Raw genomic sequence first — 15,476 nt, 5'->3', positions numbered from 1 at the left:
GTCGGCGTGTTGATATTTATTATAACAGATTCGCAACAAAATTGCCACCCCTCCGCGGAAATGCGCGGGTCGGCACCTTGACGGCTCTTCAACCCCGTTTCAGGCTGCAACGAAATCAGAGATAGGGAGCGGCTATGCAGGATCAAGTTTGGTGGGTCACGGGGGCCTCGTCGGGCATCGGTTCGGCACTTGCCAAGGCACTGGCGGCGCGCGGCGCGAAGCTGATCCTGTCGGGGCGCAACGTCGCGGCACTCGATGCGGTGGCCGCCGACTGCGGCGGCGAGGCTCTGGTGCTGCCTTTCGAGGCGACCGACTATGCCGCCCTCCCCGCGGTCGCCGATCGGGCATGGGCGTGGCAGGGCCGGATCGACGGCCTCGTCAACAATGCCGGCATCTCGCAGCGCAGCCTCGCGATCGAGACCGACTTTTCGGTCTATCAGCAGATCATCGCGGTTGACCTGCTCGCGCCCATCGCCCTCACCCAGCAACTGCTTCCGCGCATGGTCGGCGCGGGCGGCGGCCAGATCGTCGCCATATCGAGCGTCGCGGGGATTGCGGGCGTGCCGCTGCGCAGCGCCTATTCGGCGGCCAAGCACGGCATCATCGGATATCACGACGCGATACGCGCCGAGAATGCGCATCTGGGGCTGAAAGTGCTCGTCGTCGCGCCGGGGTCGGTGCGCACCAACGTCAGCCGCAATGCGCTTAACGCCGATGGCAGCGTGCGCGGGACGAGCGACGCCGCGATCGAGAACGGCCTGTCGCCCGACGATGCTGCGGCTCAGATGCTGGCGGCGGTCGACGCCGGCACGCGCGAACTGGTCGTTGCCGAAGGCGCCGAAGCTGCGATCGCAGCCTTGCGCCGCGACGACCCCGACGCGTTGTTCGACCGGATGAGCGAGATGGTCCAGGCGGGCTATGCGCAGCAGATGAAGGCGACGAGCGCCACCTAAGCGGCGGCTTTCGACCGGAGTTAGCCGTACCCCGGCGAAGGCCGGGGTCCAGAGCGTGCGCGACCGTCGGCTCACCACCCAATGGCCGACAAGAAAAAGCCCCGCCGGATCGCTCCGACGGGGCCATTCTTTTGCCCGCGATAGGCCGACGCAGCTTACGCCGCGCCGTGCGCCAGCGCCGCGAGGAGCAGGATCGCCACGATGTTGGTGATCTTGATCATCGGATTGACCGCCGGACCCGCGGTATCCTTGTACGGATCGCCGACGGTGTCGCCCGTGACAGCCGCCTTGTGCGCTTCGCTGCCCTTGCCGCCGTGGTTGCCGTCCTCGATATATTTCTTGGCATTATCCCACGCGCCGCCGCCCGAGGTCATCGAGATCGCGACGAACAGCCCGCCGACGATCACGCCCAGCAGCAGCGCGCCGAGCGCCTCGAGCGCCGCTGCCGGACCCGCGACCGCCCGGATCACGAAATAAACGACGATGGGCGCCAGCACCGGGAGCAGCGACGGAATGATCATTTCCTTGATCGCCGCCTTGGTGACGAGATCGACCGTGCGCGCATAGTCGGGCTTGCTCTCATAGGTCATGATGCCCGGGTTGTTCTTGAACTGGTCGCGAACATCCTTGACCACCTCGCCCGCCGCACGGCCGACCGCGGTCATGCCCATCGCACCGAACAGATACGGCAGCAGCGCGCCGAGCAGCAGCCCGACGATGACATAGGGCGACGACAGCGAGAAGGTCAGCGGCTCGGTCAGGCCCAGCTTCGCCGAATATTCGGTGATGTCGGCCGTGTAAGTACCGAACAGCACCAGCGCCGCGAGACCCGCAGACCCGATGGCATAGCCCTTCGTCACCGCTTTGGTCGTGTTGCCCACGGCGTCGAGCAGGTCGGTCTTTTCGCGAACCGAATCGTCGAGGCCCGCCATTTCGGCGATGCCGCCGGCGTTGTCGGTGACCGGACCATAAGCGTCGAGCGCGACAACCATGCCGGCGAGCGCGAGCATCGCCGTCGCGGCAAAGGCGATGCCGACGATGCCCGCCGTCTGGAATGCGACGACGATGCCGATGCAGATTACGAGCGTCGGCAGCGCGGTCGATTCAAGGCTGATAGCGAGGCCCTGGATCACGTTGGTGCCATGGCCCGTTTCCGAAGCCTTGGCGATACTGCGCACCGGGCGATAGTTGGTGCCGGTGTAATATTCGGTGATCCAGATGATCAGCCCGGTGATGACGAGGCCGAGCAGCGAGCAATAGAAAAGGTCGCTGCCGTTGAACGTGGTCCCCGTGATGTCGGTCGACATGTCGCCCTTCAGCACATAGCTGGTCGAGAACCAGATCGCCGGGATCGACAGCACCGCGGTGACGAGGAAGCCCTTGTACATCGCGCCCATGACGTTCGTCCCGTTGCCGAGACGCACGAAATAGGTACCAATGATCGAGGTGATGATACACACGCCGCCCATCAGCAGCGGCAACGTCATCAGCGGCAGCAGCATGTCGCCCGCGCCCTTCAGCAGCAGCGCGATCAGCACCATCGTGGCGCCGACGGTAACGACATAGGTTTCGAACAGGTCGGCCGCCATACCGGCGCAGTCGCCGACATTGTCACCGACGTTGTCGGCGATCACCGCGGGGTTGCGTGGGTCGTCTTCGGGGATGCCCGCCTCGACCTTGCCCACCAGATCGGCGCCGACGTCGGCGGCCTTGGTAAAGATACCGCCGCCGAGACGCGCGAAGATCGAGATCAGCGACGCGCCGAATGCCAGCGCGACGAGCGCATCGACGACGGTGCGGTCGTCTCCGCCGACGGTGAAACCGCCGGGGCCGATCAGATACCAGAAGAAGACCGAGATCGCGAGCAGGGCAAGGCCCGCCACGAGCATGCCGGTGATCGCGCCGGCGCGGAACGCCATGGTCAGGCCCGCCTGCAGCCCGGTCTGCGCCGCCGCCGCGGTGCGGACGTTCGCCTTGACCGATATGTTCATGCCGACGAAGCCGGCTACCCCTGACAGGACCGCGCCGATAACAAAACCGGTTGCCGAGATCGGGCCGAGGAACAGCCCGACCAGAATGGCGACGACGACGCCGACGATGGCGATGGTGCGATATTGGCGGCCCAGATAGGCCTTGGCGCCTTCCTGGATGGCGCCGGCGATTTCCTGCATCTTCTCATTCCCCGCCGATGCGCTGAGCACCTGCCGCGAGGTAATGAACCCATAGAGCACGGCCAAAAGGCCGCACGCTATCGCGATCAAAACCGGATTCATGCGTGTTGCTTCCTTCCCTTGAGAAGGGCGACGCAGAAGATAGCAGTCGAGCACGGCCGACTTATTGATGCCGGTTCGCGCTCTCCCCTGATGCGACCGCCCCAAATTTGGACGCCGAGTTATGGGAAGAAAGAAAGCAGCGCGCAACCCCGGTTGTTCGGCGCTTTTCCGCGCTTTGGCGTCAGTGCATGAAACCGAGGTGTTCGGGCGGCGCGATGCGCCGGGCCCGGTGCGTGAGCATGATTCCCTCGCCCACCCCCGCGTGCCCGAGCGGGGTCGCCGCTACATTCAGCCCGGCCGCAATGTCCCTTATCGTTTCCGCCACGCCGGGATCGGCCGCAAACAGGAGCTGGTAATCGTCGCCCGCGGTCGCGGCGGCGAGCCGCGTGTCGAGCACGTCGGGCCGCACCGCGAGCAGCGCCGCCGACAAGGGGATCGATTCGAGCATGATCCCGATTTCGCACCCGCTCGCTTCCGCCATCCGCTGCGCATCGATGAGCAGGCCGTCGGACACATCCATCATCGCATGGACATGCGGCGCAATGGCTTGCCCGAACACCAGTTGCGGCTCGGGACGGCAATAGGCGGCAAGGCAGGTTTCGTTCGGATCGACCTGTCCCAGCCGCATCGCGAGGCCGAGGCCGGCGTTGCCGAACGTGCCGGTGGTCCATATCTGGTCGCCCGGCTTGACGCCGCTTCGCGAAGGCGCGCCGATCCCCGGCGCTCTGCCGATGGCGGTCAGGCCGAATGTCCGGGGGGCGCCGGCGGGGATGCCGACCGTGTCGCCTCCGAGCAGCGGAACGTCGTACCGGCGCAGCACTTCGCCGAGACCGCGAACGAAGGCCGCGTCCCAAAATTCGTCACCGGTCAGGCTGTAGCCGACGAGCACGCCGAGCGGCGTCGCCCCCTTGGCGGCCAGATCGGAGAGGTTCACCGCAACGAGCTTCCACGCGACATCCTGCGGCCGCTCGTCGGGGAGGAAATGGACGCCCTCGACGATCATGTCGTGGGTAAGGACAAGGTCGCCGAGCACCGCCGCATCGTCGGCGAGCCCGCGCGCGGCGGGATTGGTCGCGATGGCGCGCAGGCGGGCGATGAAATCGGCTTCGCTCAAACCCTGTCCTCTTCCGTTTGCCCTGAGCTTGTCGAAGGGCGGTTATGCCCTTTTGACCTATATCAGAAAAGGACAGTCCTTCGACAAGCTCAGGACGAACGGCACTCTGAAAGCGTCAGTTGGAAGCCCGCGCATCCTTGCCGATCGCGTCGAGCAGGCCATTCGCGAACCCCGCCTCGCGCGCGTCGAAGAATGCCTTTGCGACATCGACATATTCGCTGACCACCGCGCCGATCGGCACGTCGCCGCGCGCGATCAGCTCGTAGGTGCCGGCGCGCAGGATCGCCTTCATGGTGCGGTCGAGCCGCTCCATCGACCAGCCGCTCGCGAGCCGCGCGACGATCGCCGCGTCGATCTCGTCCGACCGTGCCAGCGTGCCCTTGACGATATCGTCGAAGAAGGCCGTGTCGGCATCGGCATATTCGGCGTCTTCGATGGTCGCGCCGATGCGGTGCTGGTGGAATTCGTGGATCAGCTGCGCGACCGGGGTCGCCTCCATCTCGTGCTGATAGAGCGCCTGGACGGCGGCAAGGCGGGCGGCGGAGCGGGATTGGGCGCGTTTGTTCATGGTTTTTCTACTTTAAACGGTTCTGGACGCTGAGCGCATGGGCGGGAAGCCCTTCGGCACCGGCGAGCGCGACCGCGGCCGGACCGATCGCGGCAAGGCTCGCCTCGTCGAGCGCGAGGAAGCTCGTGCGCTTCATGAAGTCGGTGACCGACAGCCCGCTCGAAAAGCGCGCGCGGCGTCCGGTGGGGAGGACATGGTTCGGACCCGCGACATAATCGCCGATGGCTTCGGGAGTCTGGCGGCCGAGGAAGACCGAGCCGGCATGGCGCACCGTGCGAAAAAGCGCATCGGCCTCGGCGGGGTCGACCGCGAGTTCGAGATGCTCGGGCGCCAGCCGGTCGCAGAGCGGGATCGCGTCGGCCAAGGCCGGCACGACGATGACCGCGCCGTTGTCGGCCCAGCTTGCCTGCATCGTCGGCGCGGTCGACAGCATCGGGATGACGTGCGCGACCGCCGCGGCGACCGCATCGGCGAAGTCGCCATCGTCGGTGAACAGGATCGACTGGCTGGTCGGGTCATGCTCGGCCTGGCTCAAGAGGTCGGCGGCGATGACATGCGGCTCGTTCTTTGCGTCGGCGACGACGACGATCTCGCTCGGCCCCGCGACCATGTCGATACCGACGACGCCGTAGAGCTGGCGCTTCGCCTCGGCCACCCAGGCGTTGCCGGGGCCGGTGACGACATCGACCGGCGCGATTTTTTCCGTTCCATAGGCGAGCGCCGCGATGGCCTGCGCCCCGCCGAGGCGCCAGATTTCGTCGACCCCGCCGATATGCGCCGCAGCCATCACGACCGGATTGGTCGCGCCATCCGGCGTCGGCGTCACCATCACGATGCGCTCGACCCCGGCAACCTTGGCGGGGAGGATGTTCATCAGCACCGACGAGGGGTAGGCGGCGCGCCCGCCGGGGACATAGACCCCCGCCGCATCGACGCCGCGCCAGCGTGCACCAAGGCGGGCGCCAGTGCTGTCACGATAGTCGCGATCCTCGGGAAGCTGCGCGGCGTGATAGGCGCGGATGCGGTCGGCAGCGAGGTTCAATGCATCGCGAAGCTCGGGTGCCAGCGCTTCATAAGCGGCAGCGCATTCTTCCTTCGAAATGCTCCAACCGCTCGCATCGAGATCGAAGCGATCGAATTTCGCGGTATAGTCGGCGAGCGCCGCGTCGCCCTCGGCCTTTACCCGCGCGATGATCGCCGCAACATCGCTGGACACGTCGGAATCGCTCTCGCGCCGATCGTTGACCAGCGCGTCGAACTCGGCCGCGAAGCCGGGCGCGGACGCATCAAGCCGCCGCATCGCCCACCGCCTGACGGAATTTCTCGACCAGCGCCGGCACTTCGGCCGAGCGCAGCTTGAACGCGGCGCGGTTGACGATCAGCCGCGCCGACACCTCGCTGATGACCTTCTGCTCGGCGAGCGCATTTTCGACGAGCGTGCGGCCGGTCGAAACGAGGTCGACGATGTGCGAGGCGAGCCCCAGCTTCGGCGCGATTTCCATCGCCCCGTTCAATTTGATGCACTCGGCCTGGATTCCCTGCGCCTCGAACCAGCGGCGCGTCGTCGACGGATATTTGGTCGCGACGCGGATATGGCTTTCACCGAGCCCCGGCGGAGCACTGCCCTCCGGCCCGGCGAGCGACAGGCGGCAATGGCCGATGCCGAGGTCGACGGGGGCATAAAGCTCGCTATAATCGAACTCGTCGACGACGTCCGACCCGACGATGCCAAGCTGTGCCGCGCCATGCGCGACAAAGGTCGCGACGTCGAACGCGCGCACGCGGATCAGCGAGATATGGGGCTGATTTGTCCCGAATACTAACGCCCTGCTTTTCTTGTCGAAAAACTCGTCGGAAGGCTCTATCCCGACGCGTGCAAGCAGGGGCAACGCCTCGTCGAGGATGCGCCCCTTCGGGATGGCAAAGATGATCGGTTCGGGCATAGCTTGCGCGCCCATAAGCGGCGAGAGGAAAAAGGGCAATGAGCGAGCGCTACGAGTTCATTGACATGACCGCGACCGGCCCCAAAGCCGTGCGCACCGCCTTCGCCAATCAGGTCGCCTATTGCCGTGCCAATGATGCGCGTGTGACTGCGCGGGTGGTTGCGGCGCTGGGGGCCCTGCTCGACAAACCCGCGAGCGAATTCGCGTGCCGCATCGCAGGTTGGCAAGGCGCCCCGCTCGCCGACGCCTTGCCGCTGCGCGCCGCAGGGGGCATCCATGCGCTCCACCTGTCCGAAGCCGCGCACGAACTCGCGCCCATCTATGCCGATGCCGAGGATATCAACGACGAAGCCGTCATCGCCGGCGTCGTCCGGCGGCACGACGCCGCGCTGCTTCCGTGGCTCGACGGCCCGCCGCAGACGAACGAGGCGGGGCGTTCGTCGAACTTCATCGCCGCGATGCTCTGGCTCACGGACCGGGAGCTGCCGCCGCGCTTCGACTGTCTCGAAATCGGGTCGAGCGCGGGGATCAACCTGATGATCGACCGCTATCATTACGATCTGGGCGGCGTGCATGTCGGACCGCAACCCGGCGCGATCGCCTTCACCCCCGAATGGCGCGGCAGCCATCCACCGATGCACACGATCGAGATCGCCAGCCTGAAGGGCTGCGATGTCGCCCCGGTCGACCTGACCGACCCGGCGCAGGCGCTGCGGCTCAAAGCCTATATCTGGCCCGAGCACGGCATCCGCTTCGCGCGCATCGAGGCCGCGATCGCCGCAGCGCATGAGGCGAAGCCGAATCTCGTCCGCGCCAACGCCGCCGATTTCGTCGAGGCCGAGCTGGCGAAACCGCAGGCCGCCGGGACGACGCGCGTGCTGATGCATTCGATCGTCTGGCAATATGTCCCCGCAGACCAGCAGGCGCGCGTCACCGCCGCGATGGAGAAAGCCGGCGCCCGCGCGACCCCCGACCGGCCGCTGGCGTGGATCGCGCTCGAAGCGAACCGGACGACGCATCATCACGAGCTCGTGCTGCGATATTGGCCGGGCGGTGAAGCAGCGCAGACGATCGCGCACGCCCATGCGCATGGCGCGTGGGTGGAGTGGCTGGCGCGCTAGAGCCGCGCCTCCAGCCGCGCGAGCAACGCCTGCACCGGCGCCACTGGCGGGGCTTTCCATCCCGCCTCCAGCACGGCGATCCGCTCGAACAGCCGCTCGCTCGCGGCAATGATCCGGCGAATCGGCGCATCGAACCCGGCGCACAGTTCCCAGTCGGCGGCGACCGGTTCGCCGATGCGCGCCGCGCTGTCATTCGGTCCGGCACCGGGGTCGCCCGCGAACATCGCGCGGCGGTGAAGCAGCCAGGCAATGACGTGCATCAATCGCGTCGTCGTCTTCAGCGATTCGCAGGCGAGTGCGATCTGCGCCGCCGCGTTGCCGCGAACGCTGCCCAGGTTGCGTTGCGCGGCAAAGGCCGCATGCGCCTCGTCCGCGAGCAGCATCGCCTCGACATAGAGATTTTCGACCTGCGCGCGCTGCACCGGCAAATTGATCGCCATCATGTTCGCGTCCCCGCCGACCATGGCCGAAGCGATGCCACGCTTCCGGGCCGATCCGCAATCGCAGTAACCATCATTTGCCGCGGCTGTGCCGTTTTGATTCAGGCCGCTGGTTCAGGCGATGATGTCGGGCAGCAGTTGATCTTCGCACCAGGCGATCTCGTCGCGCAGCTTGAGTTTGCGCTTCTTCAACCGCGCGAGCTGCAACTGGTCGACCATTGCCCCTTCGCCGAGCGCGATGATCGCGGCGTCGAGGTCGCGGTGCTCGATACGAAGCAGTTCCAGGCGCTGGGTAATTTCCTCGGGGCTCACCCGGCCTCCCTGCCACGTTCACAACTGGTCCGCAACGGCAACCGCCCCAACGAATCGTCACGACATCGGGGCGATTTCATGTTTTACTTCGCCCTGCCCATCGAGTCGAAAAGGAGAATGCCAATGAGCACGTCGCACCTTTCCACCCTACGGTCCCGTCACGCGGACCTCGATGTGAAAATTGCGAATGAAGAGCGCCGCCCCGCTCCTGATACCGGGACGCTCGCGCAGCTCAAGAAGCAGAAACTGAAACTCAAGGAAGAGATGCTCGCGATCGGCTGATCGCCAGCGCTATCGCCCCGCTGATGCCACCCTGTTCAAGGGCCATCAGCGCCGGCGATAGAGGGGGCCCGTCTCGAGCCCCGTGCGCCGCAGATGCGGCGGCAGATCGGACTGCGAAACCACCTGACGACGAACCGCCTGCGGATCGATCGTGCGATCGAAGGCGATGCCGAATTTGCCTTCGCCGACCCAGATGACGCGCCCCGCGACCCGTCCGACATTGCGCAGGTCGACCTCGACCGCCGCCCCTTGCGCTACGGCGACCTTGCCCTCGGCAAGCATCCCGCCGGGCGACAGGTTGCGCACGCGTACGGTAGCGGAGGCGCCGCCACTGGCGAGCACGGCCAACTGCGCCTGCATGAACAGACTGTCGCGATCGGCGGCGCGCGACAGCGCCGCGACTTCCTCGTCCACCGATGTCGGTCTTTGCGAATCCATTTGCGCCCCGTTTCTCTTCTATCGAGACGCGGAATCTAGGGGGCAGCGGTTGCCGAAACGTAAATGGGGCACCGCCCCACGGATCAATCCTCGCGTGAAATCCGCTCGTTACGCTCGTGGCGCTCCTGCGCCTCCAGCGTCATCGTCGCGATCGGGCGGGCTTGCAGCCGCGCGAGCGAGATCGGCTCGCCGGTCACCGCGCAATAACCATATTCGCCCTCTTCGATGCGGCGGATCGCCGAATCGATCTTGGCGATCAACTTGCGCTGGCGATCGCGGGTGCGCAGTTCGATCGCCCAGTCGGTCTCGCTCGACGCGCGATCGGCCAGGTCGGGCTCGCGCAGCGGGCCATCCTGAAGATGCGCCAGCGTCGATTCCGATTCGGACAGGATCGACTTTTTCCAGGCGAGGAGCAGGCCGCGAAAATAGTCCTGCTGCCGCTCGTTCATGAACTCTTCGTCGTCGCTGGGGACATAATCCGAATCGAGATTGGACCTGGCTTCACGAAGCGCGTCTGCGCCAACATCGGCAATCTTGGTCGGCATGAGGGGCTCTCGCGTCCTTTCCTGTCACCCGGCGGGCCGCAGGCAGCCTTTGGGAGTGGCGCGCCTATACCCAGCCACCGGCAACGATACAAGCGCCGAAGCTGCCGATAGCGACAAGGCGTGAAGCGGCGATGAACCATCCCCGCACCGGCGGCGATTCCGGGGTCCGATCCGGTTCGAGGTCGCGTTCGAAAAGAGGCGCGATTTAGGTCCGAAAGTTAACCAACTGCACAGAATTACGGCATATTACGTGCTGTTTTGGGACAGATCATGCATTTTTTGTTGATTCCGGGCCCCTTTTCCCGCTCTCGGACAGGCAAACGCGGTTAACAGAATTGCCGCGTTCACAAAGCTTTGGCCTTTTGAGTTATAGCGAAGGTGAATGGGGGGGTGTCGGTCGATGGCGCTTCGCACCTGTAACGGGAAAGAAAGAGAAGCCTATGTCTGTCCGAATGGCCCTTGCCAAGCTTTGCGCCTGCACCTGCGGCGGGGCAATCATCGGTAGCGGCGCGATGCAGATCACGGATGTTCCGAAGGCCCGCGCCCAGGTCCAGTCCTGCTCACCCTGCGTCGCCAAGAAAAAGATCGTGCGCAAACGCCACGCGGCGCGCAAGCCGGTGAAGCGCGTGCGCCGCGTCGTCACGACGAAGAAAGTGATCCGCACCGCAACCCCGCAAACGCAGGTGGTGACGCAGACCATTCCCCTGCCCCCGATCCCCTACGCGCCCTTCCCGCAATCGGGATGGGAAGGCGGCGGCGGCAGCGGCGGCGGCGTGACGGTCATCGGCGGCGGCTTTGGCGGCGGGTTCGGTGGCGGCTTCTTCGGAGGTTTCTTCGGCGGCAGCTCGGGCGGCGGCAGCAGCGGCAGCATCGTCGTCACCTCGACCACCACCGGGGGCCTCAGCTCGACCACCAGCACGTCTTCGGGCGTCTCGACCTCGACCGGCGGCGTCTCCACCTCTACCGGCGGCGTGAGCACGTCTACGGGCGGCGTCTCGACGTCCACCGGCGGCGTGTCGACCTCAACCGGCGGCGTGTCGACTTCGACCTCAACGGGCGGCGTCTCCACATCGACCGGCAGCGTCAGCACCTCGACCTCGTCGGGCAATGTATCGACCTCGTCGGGTAACGTCAGCACCTCCTCGTCGAGCAGCAGTTCGTCGTCGAGTTCGTCGTCATCCTCCTCTTCCTCGTCGTCGAGTTCTTCCTCATCGGGCGGCTCGTCGAAAGGCGGCAGCTCGCACGGCCATGGCAGCTCGGGATGGGGAAGTTCCTCGCACGGCAGCTCATCGCACGGCAGTTCGTCGCGCGGCGGCAGTTCGACCAGTTCGGGCGGATCGAGCAGCAGCTCTTCGTCATCCTCCTCTTCGTCGAGCAGCAGCACGTCGAGCGGCGCGACCTCGTCGGGCGCGACCGGCGGCAGCAGCAGCTTCGGTTCGACCGGCAGCACCAGCTCGTCGTCCTCGTCGAGCAGCAGTTCGTCGTCGAGCTCCTCCTCGTCGAGCTCGGGCGGCAGCAGCAGCCATGGCGGCTCGTCGGGCGATCCGACCCCTGTTCCTGCGCCGCCGATGATGCTATTGTTCGGCGCAGCAGCAGCCGCGCTGGTCGCGCGCCGCCGCGCAGCGAACCGCAACGACGACGACGCAAACGCGGCTTGAGAAATCCACTGGCGGTTTGGGGGGCTAACCCGGACCACCGAACTAAGGGCTGCCCCATCGGGGCGGCCCTTTTTATGCGCGGCCCATTCGCATCGACGCCGAGCCATCGGCCGTGACCCAGCAACAGGCTTGCGCCGCGCGGGCGGCCCCGCCATAGCCCCGCCATGCACGATATCCGCCTGATCCGGGAAAATCCCGCAGCTTTCGACGCCGGCCTCGCGCGGCGCGGCCTCGAACCCCTGTCCGCCGAGATCCTCGCCGCCGACGCATCGCTGCGCGCGCTGCAGACCGAGATTCAGGGGGCGCTCGCACGCCGCAACGAAGCCTCGAAGCTGATCGGCCAGGCGATGGCCAGCGGCGACAAGGACCAGGCCGAGGCGCTGAAGTCCGAGGTCGCCGACCTCAAGACATCGCTTCCCGCAAAGGAAGAGGCCGAGCGCGAGCAGCTCGCGGCGCTGCAGGACAGGCTCGCCGCGCTGCCGAACCTGCCCGCCGACGACGTGCCCGATGGCGAGGATGAGGAGGGCAATGTCGAAATCGCCCGCTGGGGCACCCCGCGCAGCTTCGATTTCAAGCCCCGCGAACATGCCGATTTTGCCCCCGCGCTCGGGCTCGATTTCGAGACCGCGGCAAAGATGTCGGGCGCGCGCTTCGCTTTCCTGAAGGGCCAGATGGCGCGGCTCGAACGCGCGATCGGCCAATTCATGATCGACAAGCAGACGATCGAGGCGGGCTACACCGAATGCGCGACGCCGCTGATGGTCCGCGACGAGGCCGCGTTCGGGACGACGCAGCTTCCCAAGTTTCGCGAGGATCTGTTCCAGACCACCGATGGCCGCTGGCTTATCTCGACCTCCGAAATGAGCCTGACCAACGCGGTGCGCGAGGAAATCCTGCCCGAAGCCGAGCTGCCGATCCGCATGACCGCGCTCACGCCCTGCTTCCGCTCCGAAGCCGGGTCGGCGGGGCGCGACACGCGCGGCTATATCCGCCAGCACCAGTTTTGGAAGGTCGAGCTGGTCTCGATCGTCCGTCCCGAGGATTCGGACGCCGAACTCGAGCGCAAGACGCGCGCCGCCGAGACGATCCTCGAGGCGCTCGAACTGCCGTACCGCAAGATGCTGCTGTGCAGCGGCGACATGGGTTTCGCGGCGCGCAAGACCTATGACCTCGAAGTCTGGTTGCCCGGACAGGACAGCTATCGCGAGATTTCGAGCTGTTCGAACTGCGGCGATTTCCAGGCGCGGCGCATGAACACGCGCTTTCGCCGCGAAGACGTAAAGGGCAATGAATTCGTCCATACGCTGAACGGTTCGGGCCTCGCCGTGGGGCGCACGCTCGTCGCGATCCTCGAAAATTACCAGCAGGCCGATGGCAGCGTCGATATTCCAAAGGCACTGCTTCCCTACATGGGCGGAATTACCCGCCTGACGCCCTGATCCGTCATTGCGAGCGCAGCGAAGCACTCTCCAGCCTTCGGCCTCGCGCGACCTTTCCCGCTGGAGATTGCTTCGTCGCTGCGCTCCTCGCAATGACGACCGGTATGGATTGAGATCATGCGCATCCTCCTCACCAACGACGACGGTTACCACGCCCCCGGCATGGCGGTGCTCGAAGCGATTGCGCGCCAGCTCAGCGACGACATCTGGGTCTGCGCTCCCGCCGAGGAGCAATCGGGCGCCGGTCATTCGCTCACCCTGTCGCGCCCCGTGCGCATCCGCGAGCATGGCGAGCGGCGCTGGTCGTGCAGCGGCACCCCGACCGATTCGGTGATGATGGCGATCGGCAAGCTGATGCCCGAAAAGCCGGACCTGATCCTGTCGGGCGTCAACCGCGGCGCCAACCTGGGCGACGATGTGACTTACTCGGGCACCGTCTCGGCGGCGATCGAGGGCGCGCTGGCGGGCATCCCGGCGATCGCGCTCAGCCAGGTCTATGCGCGCGAGGGCATGGGCGACAGCGTGCCGTTCGAGGCGGCCGAAGCCTGGGGCGCGAAGGTGCTGCGCCCGCTGCTTGACATGGACATGGCGCCGCGCACGCTGATCAACATCAACTTCCCCGCGCTTCCCGCCGCCGAGGTCAAGGGCATCCGCGTTACCCGCCAGGGTTTCCACGACTACGGCCGCGGCTCGATCGTCGAGGGCACCGACCCGCGCGGCTATCACTATTACTGGTTCGGCCTCCACGGCATCGAGCATAGCCTGGGGCACGACAGCGATCTGGAAGCGATCGACGACCATTATATCTCGGTCACCCCGCTCCAGCTCGACCTGACGCATGATGCGTCACTGGCGGCATTGCGCGGCGCCTACGGCGGTTGAGCGCGACGTCATCGGGCGCGCCGGGACGACCGGGCAGGTGCCGACGCCACAACTGCATTTCCAGTTGCACAAAAATCGCATACCCGTCGATCCGATGAAGCAACTGCCGCCCCGATGAGCAAGCGTCCCGTGTCAAAACTGAAACTGCAACACCGGTTTCAGCCGCTGCGCCGCGCCAGCAAATGGCCGGTGTGGGCCGACGTAAGCGCGCGGCTCTTGCTGGCCTTTTTCCTGATCGGTATCGTCGTATTGGTCCATTGGATCGATCGCGAGGGATTGATCGACCATCACGACGGCCACATCAGCTTCCTCGACGTCGTCTATTTCACGATGATTTCTGTGACGACGACGGGCTTTGGCGACATTGCGCCGATTTCCGATCGCTCGCGCCTGATCGAGGCGGTGATCGTCACCCCGATCCGCATCATGGTGCTCTTCATTTTCGTCGGCACCGCCTATAATTTCGTCCTCAAACGCACATGGGAAAAATGGCGCATGGCCCGTATCCAGGCAAAGCTCACCAACCATATCGTCGTGCTCGGCTTCGGCATCAGCGGCAGCGAGGCGGTCCGCGAACTGATCGCGCGCGGCACCGACCCGGCGTGTGTCGTGGTCATCGACGAATCGGCGGCGCGGATCGCCGAGGCCGAAGCGATGGGCTGCAACGTGCTGCAGGGCGACGCGTCGAACGACGACACGTTGATCGACGTGCATATCTCGCGCGCGCAATCTGTGCTGGTTTCGGCGGGGCGCGATGACACCTCGATCCTGATGGTCCTCACCGTTCGCCACCTCGCGCCGCATGTGCCGATCAGCGTCGTCATCCGCGCGCAGGATAACGAGCTGCTCGCGCGGCAGGCGGGCGCGAACAATGTCATCAATCCGGTCAGCTTCACCGGCCTGCTCCTCGCGGGATCGGCGCAGGGCGCACATGTCGCTGACTATATGGCGGACCTCGCGAGCATCGGCGGCCGCGTCCAGCTGCGCGAACGCGCGGTAGGTGCCGAGGAAATCGGCCGCAGCATCGACCAACTCGCAAGCGGCGGCCGCGGGCTGCGCATTTATCGCGGCGGAAAGCCCTATGGCTTTTGGGAACCCGAATCGCAGCGGCTCGAACAGGGCGACCTGATCGTCGAGGTCGTCCGCTGCGAGGAATGTGAAGCGAGTGTTCCCGGCGGCTAGCCGCGCCAGTAGAGCCAGCCCGCCCACAGCCAGCCGATGATCAGCAAGCCGCCGCCGATCGGCGTGACCGCGCCGAGCCAGCGCGGCGCACCGAGCGCCATCATATATAGGGTAATCGAAAAGATGGCGGCACCGCCGAGCAGCATGATCGCCGGCCCGCGAGCGAAACCCATGATCGCCAGCGCCGCCACCGCGTGGACGAGCTGATAGATCCCGCCGGTGCGCAGCCATTCGGCCTCCTGCTGGCCCGCGGCGCCGTGCGCACCGAACGCGCCCGCCGCGACCGCCATCGCCGCCGAAATCGCTGCAAACGCACCAATTGCCAT

18 protein-coding genes are annotated in these 15,476 nt (G+C 65.9%); 6 read left to right on the top strand and 12 right to left on the bottom strand.

Translation table 11 applies throughout. The features are described from left to right. Window positions 1-134 precede the first annotated feature (134 nt). A complete protein-coding gene (locus HDC29_RS05620; RefSeq protein WP_179495218.1) occupies window positions 135-953 on the top strand; it encodes an SDR family NAD(P)-dependent oxidoreductase in 819 nt (272 codons plus the stop codon). Window positions 954-1,108: 155 nt separating this feature from the next. On the opposite strand, the gene HDC29_RS05615 is transcribed toward HDC29_RS05620, so the two are convergent. From HDC29_RS05615 to hisG, 5 genes are all read right to left on the bottom strand, one after another. Further along, window positions 1,109-3,226, bottom strand: coding sequence for a sodium-translocating pyrophosphatase (locus tag HDC29_RS05615; RefSeq protein WP_179495217.1), 2,118 nt, complete (start codon window positions 3,224-3,226; stop codon window positions 1,109-1,111). A 181-nt stretch (window positions 3,227-3,407) separates the two neighbouring features. Then, window positions 3,408-4,340: a thiamine-phosphate kinase gene (thiL, locus tag HDC29_RS05610; protein WP_179495216.1), complete on the bottom strand. Its 933-nt coding sequence runs from the start codon at window positions 4,338-4,340 to the stop codon at window positions 3,408-3,410. A gap of 115 nt (window positions 4,341-4,455) precedes the next feature. Then, the gene (gene nusB / locus HDC29_RS05605) at window positions 4,456-4,908 is read right to left on the bottom strand and encodes a transcription antitermination factor NusB (protein ID WP_179495215.1); all 453 of its coding nucleotides are present in this window, start codon (window positions 4,906-4,908) and stop codon (window positions 4,456-4,458) included. Window positions 4,909-4,915: 7 nt separating this feature from the next. Further along, complete coding sequence (hisD, locus tag HDC29_RS05600) at window positions 4,916-6,208, bottom strand: histidinol dehydrogenase (protein WP_179495214.1); 1,293 nt, start codon at window positions 6,206-6,208, stop codon at window positions 4,916-4,918. Then, entirely contained in the window at window positions 6,195-6,851 is a 657-nt protein-coding gene (hisG, locus tag HDC29_RS05595; protein WP_179495213.1) for an ATP phosphoribosyltransferase, read from the bottom strand. The genes hisD and hisG overlap by 14 nt, the downstream gene beginning before the upstream one ends. A gap of 38 nt (window positions 6,852-6,889) precedes the next feature. Between hisG and HDC29_RS05590 the strand changes: the two genes are divergently transcribed. Beyond that, on the top strand, window positions 6,890-7,972 hold the full coding sequence (locus HDC29_RS05590) for a DUF2332 domain-containing protein (protein WP_179495212.1): 1,083 nt from the start codon (window positions 6,890-6,892) through the stop codon (window positions 7,970-7,972). On the opposite strand, the gene HDC29_RS05585 is transcribed toward HDC29_RS05590, so the two are convergent. Together HDC29_RS05585 and HDC29_RS05580 are read right to left on the bottom strand one after the other, a co-directional pair. Continuing rightward, the gene (locus tag HDC29_RS05585; protein WP_257018059.1) at window positions 7,969-8,415 is read right to left on the bottom strand and encodes a DUF1465 family protein; all 447 of its coding nucleotides are present in this window, start codon (window positions 8,413-8,415) and stop codon (window positions 7,969-7,971) included. The two genes, HDC29_RS05590 and HDC29_RS05585, sit on opposite strands and share 4 nt — an antisense overlap. Before the next feature lie 111 nt (window positions 8,416-8,526). Continuing rightward, on the bottom strand, window positions 8,527-8,724 hold the full coding sequence (locus HDC29_RS05580) for a DUF465 domain-containing protein (RefSeq protein ID WP_179495211.1): 198 nt from the start codon (window positions 8,722-8,724) through the stop codon (window positions 8,527-8,529). A gap of 123 nt (window positions 8,725-8,847) precedes the next feature. On the opposite strand from HDC29_RS05580, the gene HDC29_RS05575 reads away from it, so the two are divergent. Beyond that, window positions 8,848-9,006, top strand: a complete 159-nt coding sequence (locus tag HDC29_RS05575) for a DUF465 domain-containing protein (protein ID WP_179495210.1) — start codon at window positions 8,848-8,850, stop codon at window positions 9,004-9,006. Window positions 9,007-9,051: 45 nt separating this feature from the next. Here HDC29_RS05575 and HDC29_RS05570 read toward each other — a convergent pair whose 3' ends face one another. The 4 genes from HDC29_RS05570 to HDC29_RS19170 all read right to left on the bottom strand — a co-directional run bounded on the left by HDC29_RS05570 (window position 9,052) and on the right by HDC29_RS19170 (window position 11,622). After that, window positions 9,052-9,420, bottom strand: a complete 369-nt coding sequence (locus HDC29_RS05570) for a PilZ domain-containing protein (protein ID WP_373562762.1) — start codon at window positions 9,418-9,420, stop codon at window positions 9,052-9,054. Between the two features lie 107 nt (window positions 9,421-9,527). Beyond that, window positions 9,528-9,989, bottom strand: coding sequence for an RNA polymerase-binding protein DksA (gene dksA / locus HDC29_RS05565; RefSeq protein ID WP_037556559.1), 462 nt, complete (start codon window positions 9,987-9,989; stop codon window positions 9,528-9,530). A gap of 367 nt (window positions 9,990-10,356) precedes the next feature. Continuing rightward, entirely contained in the window at window positions 10,357-10,689 is a 333-nt protein-coding gene (locus HDC29_RS19175) for a hypothetical protein (RefSeq protein WP_257018058.1), read from the bottom strand. A gap of 18 nt (window positions 10,690-10,707) precedes the next feature. Beyond that, the gene (locus tag HDC29_RS19170; RefSeq protein ID WP_257018057.1) at window positions 10,708-11,622 is read right to left on the bottom strand and encodes a hypothetical protein; all 915 of its coding nucleotides are present in this window, start codon (window positions 11,620-11,622) and stop codon (window positions 10,708-10,710) included. A 189-nt stretch (window positions 11,623-11,811) separates the two neighbouring features. On the opposite strand from HDC29_RS19170, the gene serS reads away from it, so the two are divergent. The 3 genes from serS to HDC29_RS05545 all read left to right on the top strand — a co-directional run bounded on the left by serS (window position 11,812) and on the right by HDC29_RS05545 (window position 15,150). Continuing rightward, window positions 11,812-13,086, top strand: coding sequence for a serine--tRNA ligase (serS, locus tag HDC29_RS05555; protein ID WP_179495202.1), 1,275 nt, complete (start codon window positions 11,812-11,814; stop codon window positions 13,084-13,086). 117 nt (window positions 13,087-13,203) lie between these two features. Next, window positions 13,204-13,968 (top strand): 5'/3'-nucleotidase SurE, encoded by a 765-nt coding sequence (surE, locus tag HDC29_RS05550; protein WP_179495200.1) that lies wholly within the window; start codon window positions 13,204-13,206, stop codon window positions 13,966-13,968. Window positions 13,969-14,082: 114 nt separating this feature from the next. After that, complete coding sequence (locus HDC29_RS05545) at window positions 14,083-15,150, top strand: TrkA family potassium uptake protein (protein WP_179495198.1); 1,068 nt, start codon at window positions 14,083-14,085, stop codon at window positions 15,148-15,150. Here HDC29_RS05545 and HDC29_RS05540 read toward each other — a convergent pair. Beyond that, complete coding sequence (locus HDC29_RS05540; protein WP_179495196.1) at window positions 15,147-15,476, bottom strand: DUF423 domain-containing protein; 330 nt, start codon at window positions 15,474-15,476, stop codon at window positions 15,147-15,149. The two genes, HDC29_RS05545 and HDC29_RS05540, sit on opposite strands and share 4 nt — an antisense overlap.

Source organism: Sphingopyxis sp. JAI108 (genome assembly GCF_013410105.1).
GTDB lineage: Bacteria > Pseudomonadota > Alphaproteobacteria > Sphingomonadales > Sphingomonadaceae > Sphingopyxis > Sphingopyxis chilensis.
The sequence above is the reverse complement of the archived record's forward strand: the minus strand, read 5'-3'. Positions and strand labels throughout refer to the sequence as shown.

Bases quoted from the DNA above. Each gene is read 5' to 3' on its own strand.
- HDC29_RS05620 (WP_179495218.1), top strand. From the start codon at position 135: ATGCAGGATCAAGTTTGGTGGGTCACGGGGGCCTCGTCGGGCATCGGT.
- HDC29_RS05615 (WP_179495217.1), bottom strand. From the start codon at position 3,226: ATGAATCCGGTTTTGATCGCGATAGCGTGCGGCCTTTTGGCCGTGCTC.
- nusB (WP_179495215.1), bottom strand. From the start codon at position 4,908: ATGAACAAACGCGCCCAATCCCGCTCCGCCGCCCGCCTTGCCGCCGTC.
- hisD (WP_179495214.1), bottom strand. From the start codon at position 6,208: ATGCGGCGGCTTGATGCGTCCGCGCCCGGCTTCGCGGCCGAGTTCGAC.
- hisG (WP_179495213.1), bottom strand. From the start codon at position 6,851: ATGCCCGAACCGATCATCTTTGCCATCCCGAAGGGGCGCATCCTCGAC.
- HDC29_RS05590 (WP_179495212.1), top strand. From the start codon at position 6,890: ATGAGCGAGCGCTACGAGTTCATTGACATGACCGCGACCGGCCCCAAA.
- HDC29_RS05585 (WP_257018059.1), bottom strand. From the start codon at position 8,415: ATGATGGCGATCAATTTGCCGGTGCAGCGCGCGCAGGTCGAAAATCTC.
- HDC29_RS05575 (WP_179495210.1), top strand. From the start codon at position 8,848: ATGAGCACGTCGCACCTTTCCACCCTACGGTCCCGTCACGCGGACCTC.
- dksA (WP_037556559.1), bottom strand. From the start codon at position 9,989: ATGCCGACCAAGATTGCCGATGTTGGCGCAGACGCGCTTCGTGAAGCC.
- HDC29_RS19175 (WP_257018058.1), bottom strand. From the start codon at position 10,689: ATGGTCTGCGTCACCACCTGCGTTTGCGGGGTTGCGGTGCGGATCACT.
- serS (WP_179495202.1), top strand. From the start codon at position 11,812: ATGCACGATATCCGCCTGATCCGGGAAAATCCCGCAGCTTTCGACGCC.
- surE (WP_179495200.1), top strand. From the start codon at position 13,204: ATGCGCATCCTCCTCACCAACGACGACGGTTACCACGCCCCCGGCATG.
- HDC29_RS05545 (WP_179495198.1), top strand. From the start codon at position 14,083: ATGAGCAAGCGTCCCGTGTCAAAACTGAAACTGCAACACCGGTTTCAG.
- HDC29_RS05540 (WP_179495196.1), bottom strand. From the start codon at position 15,476: ATGGCAATTGGTGCGTTTGCAGCGATTTCGGCGGCGATGGCGGTCGCG.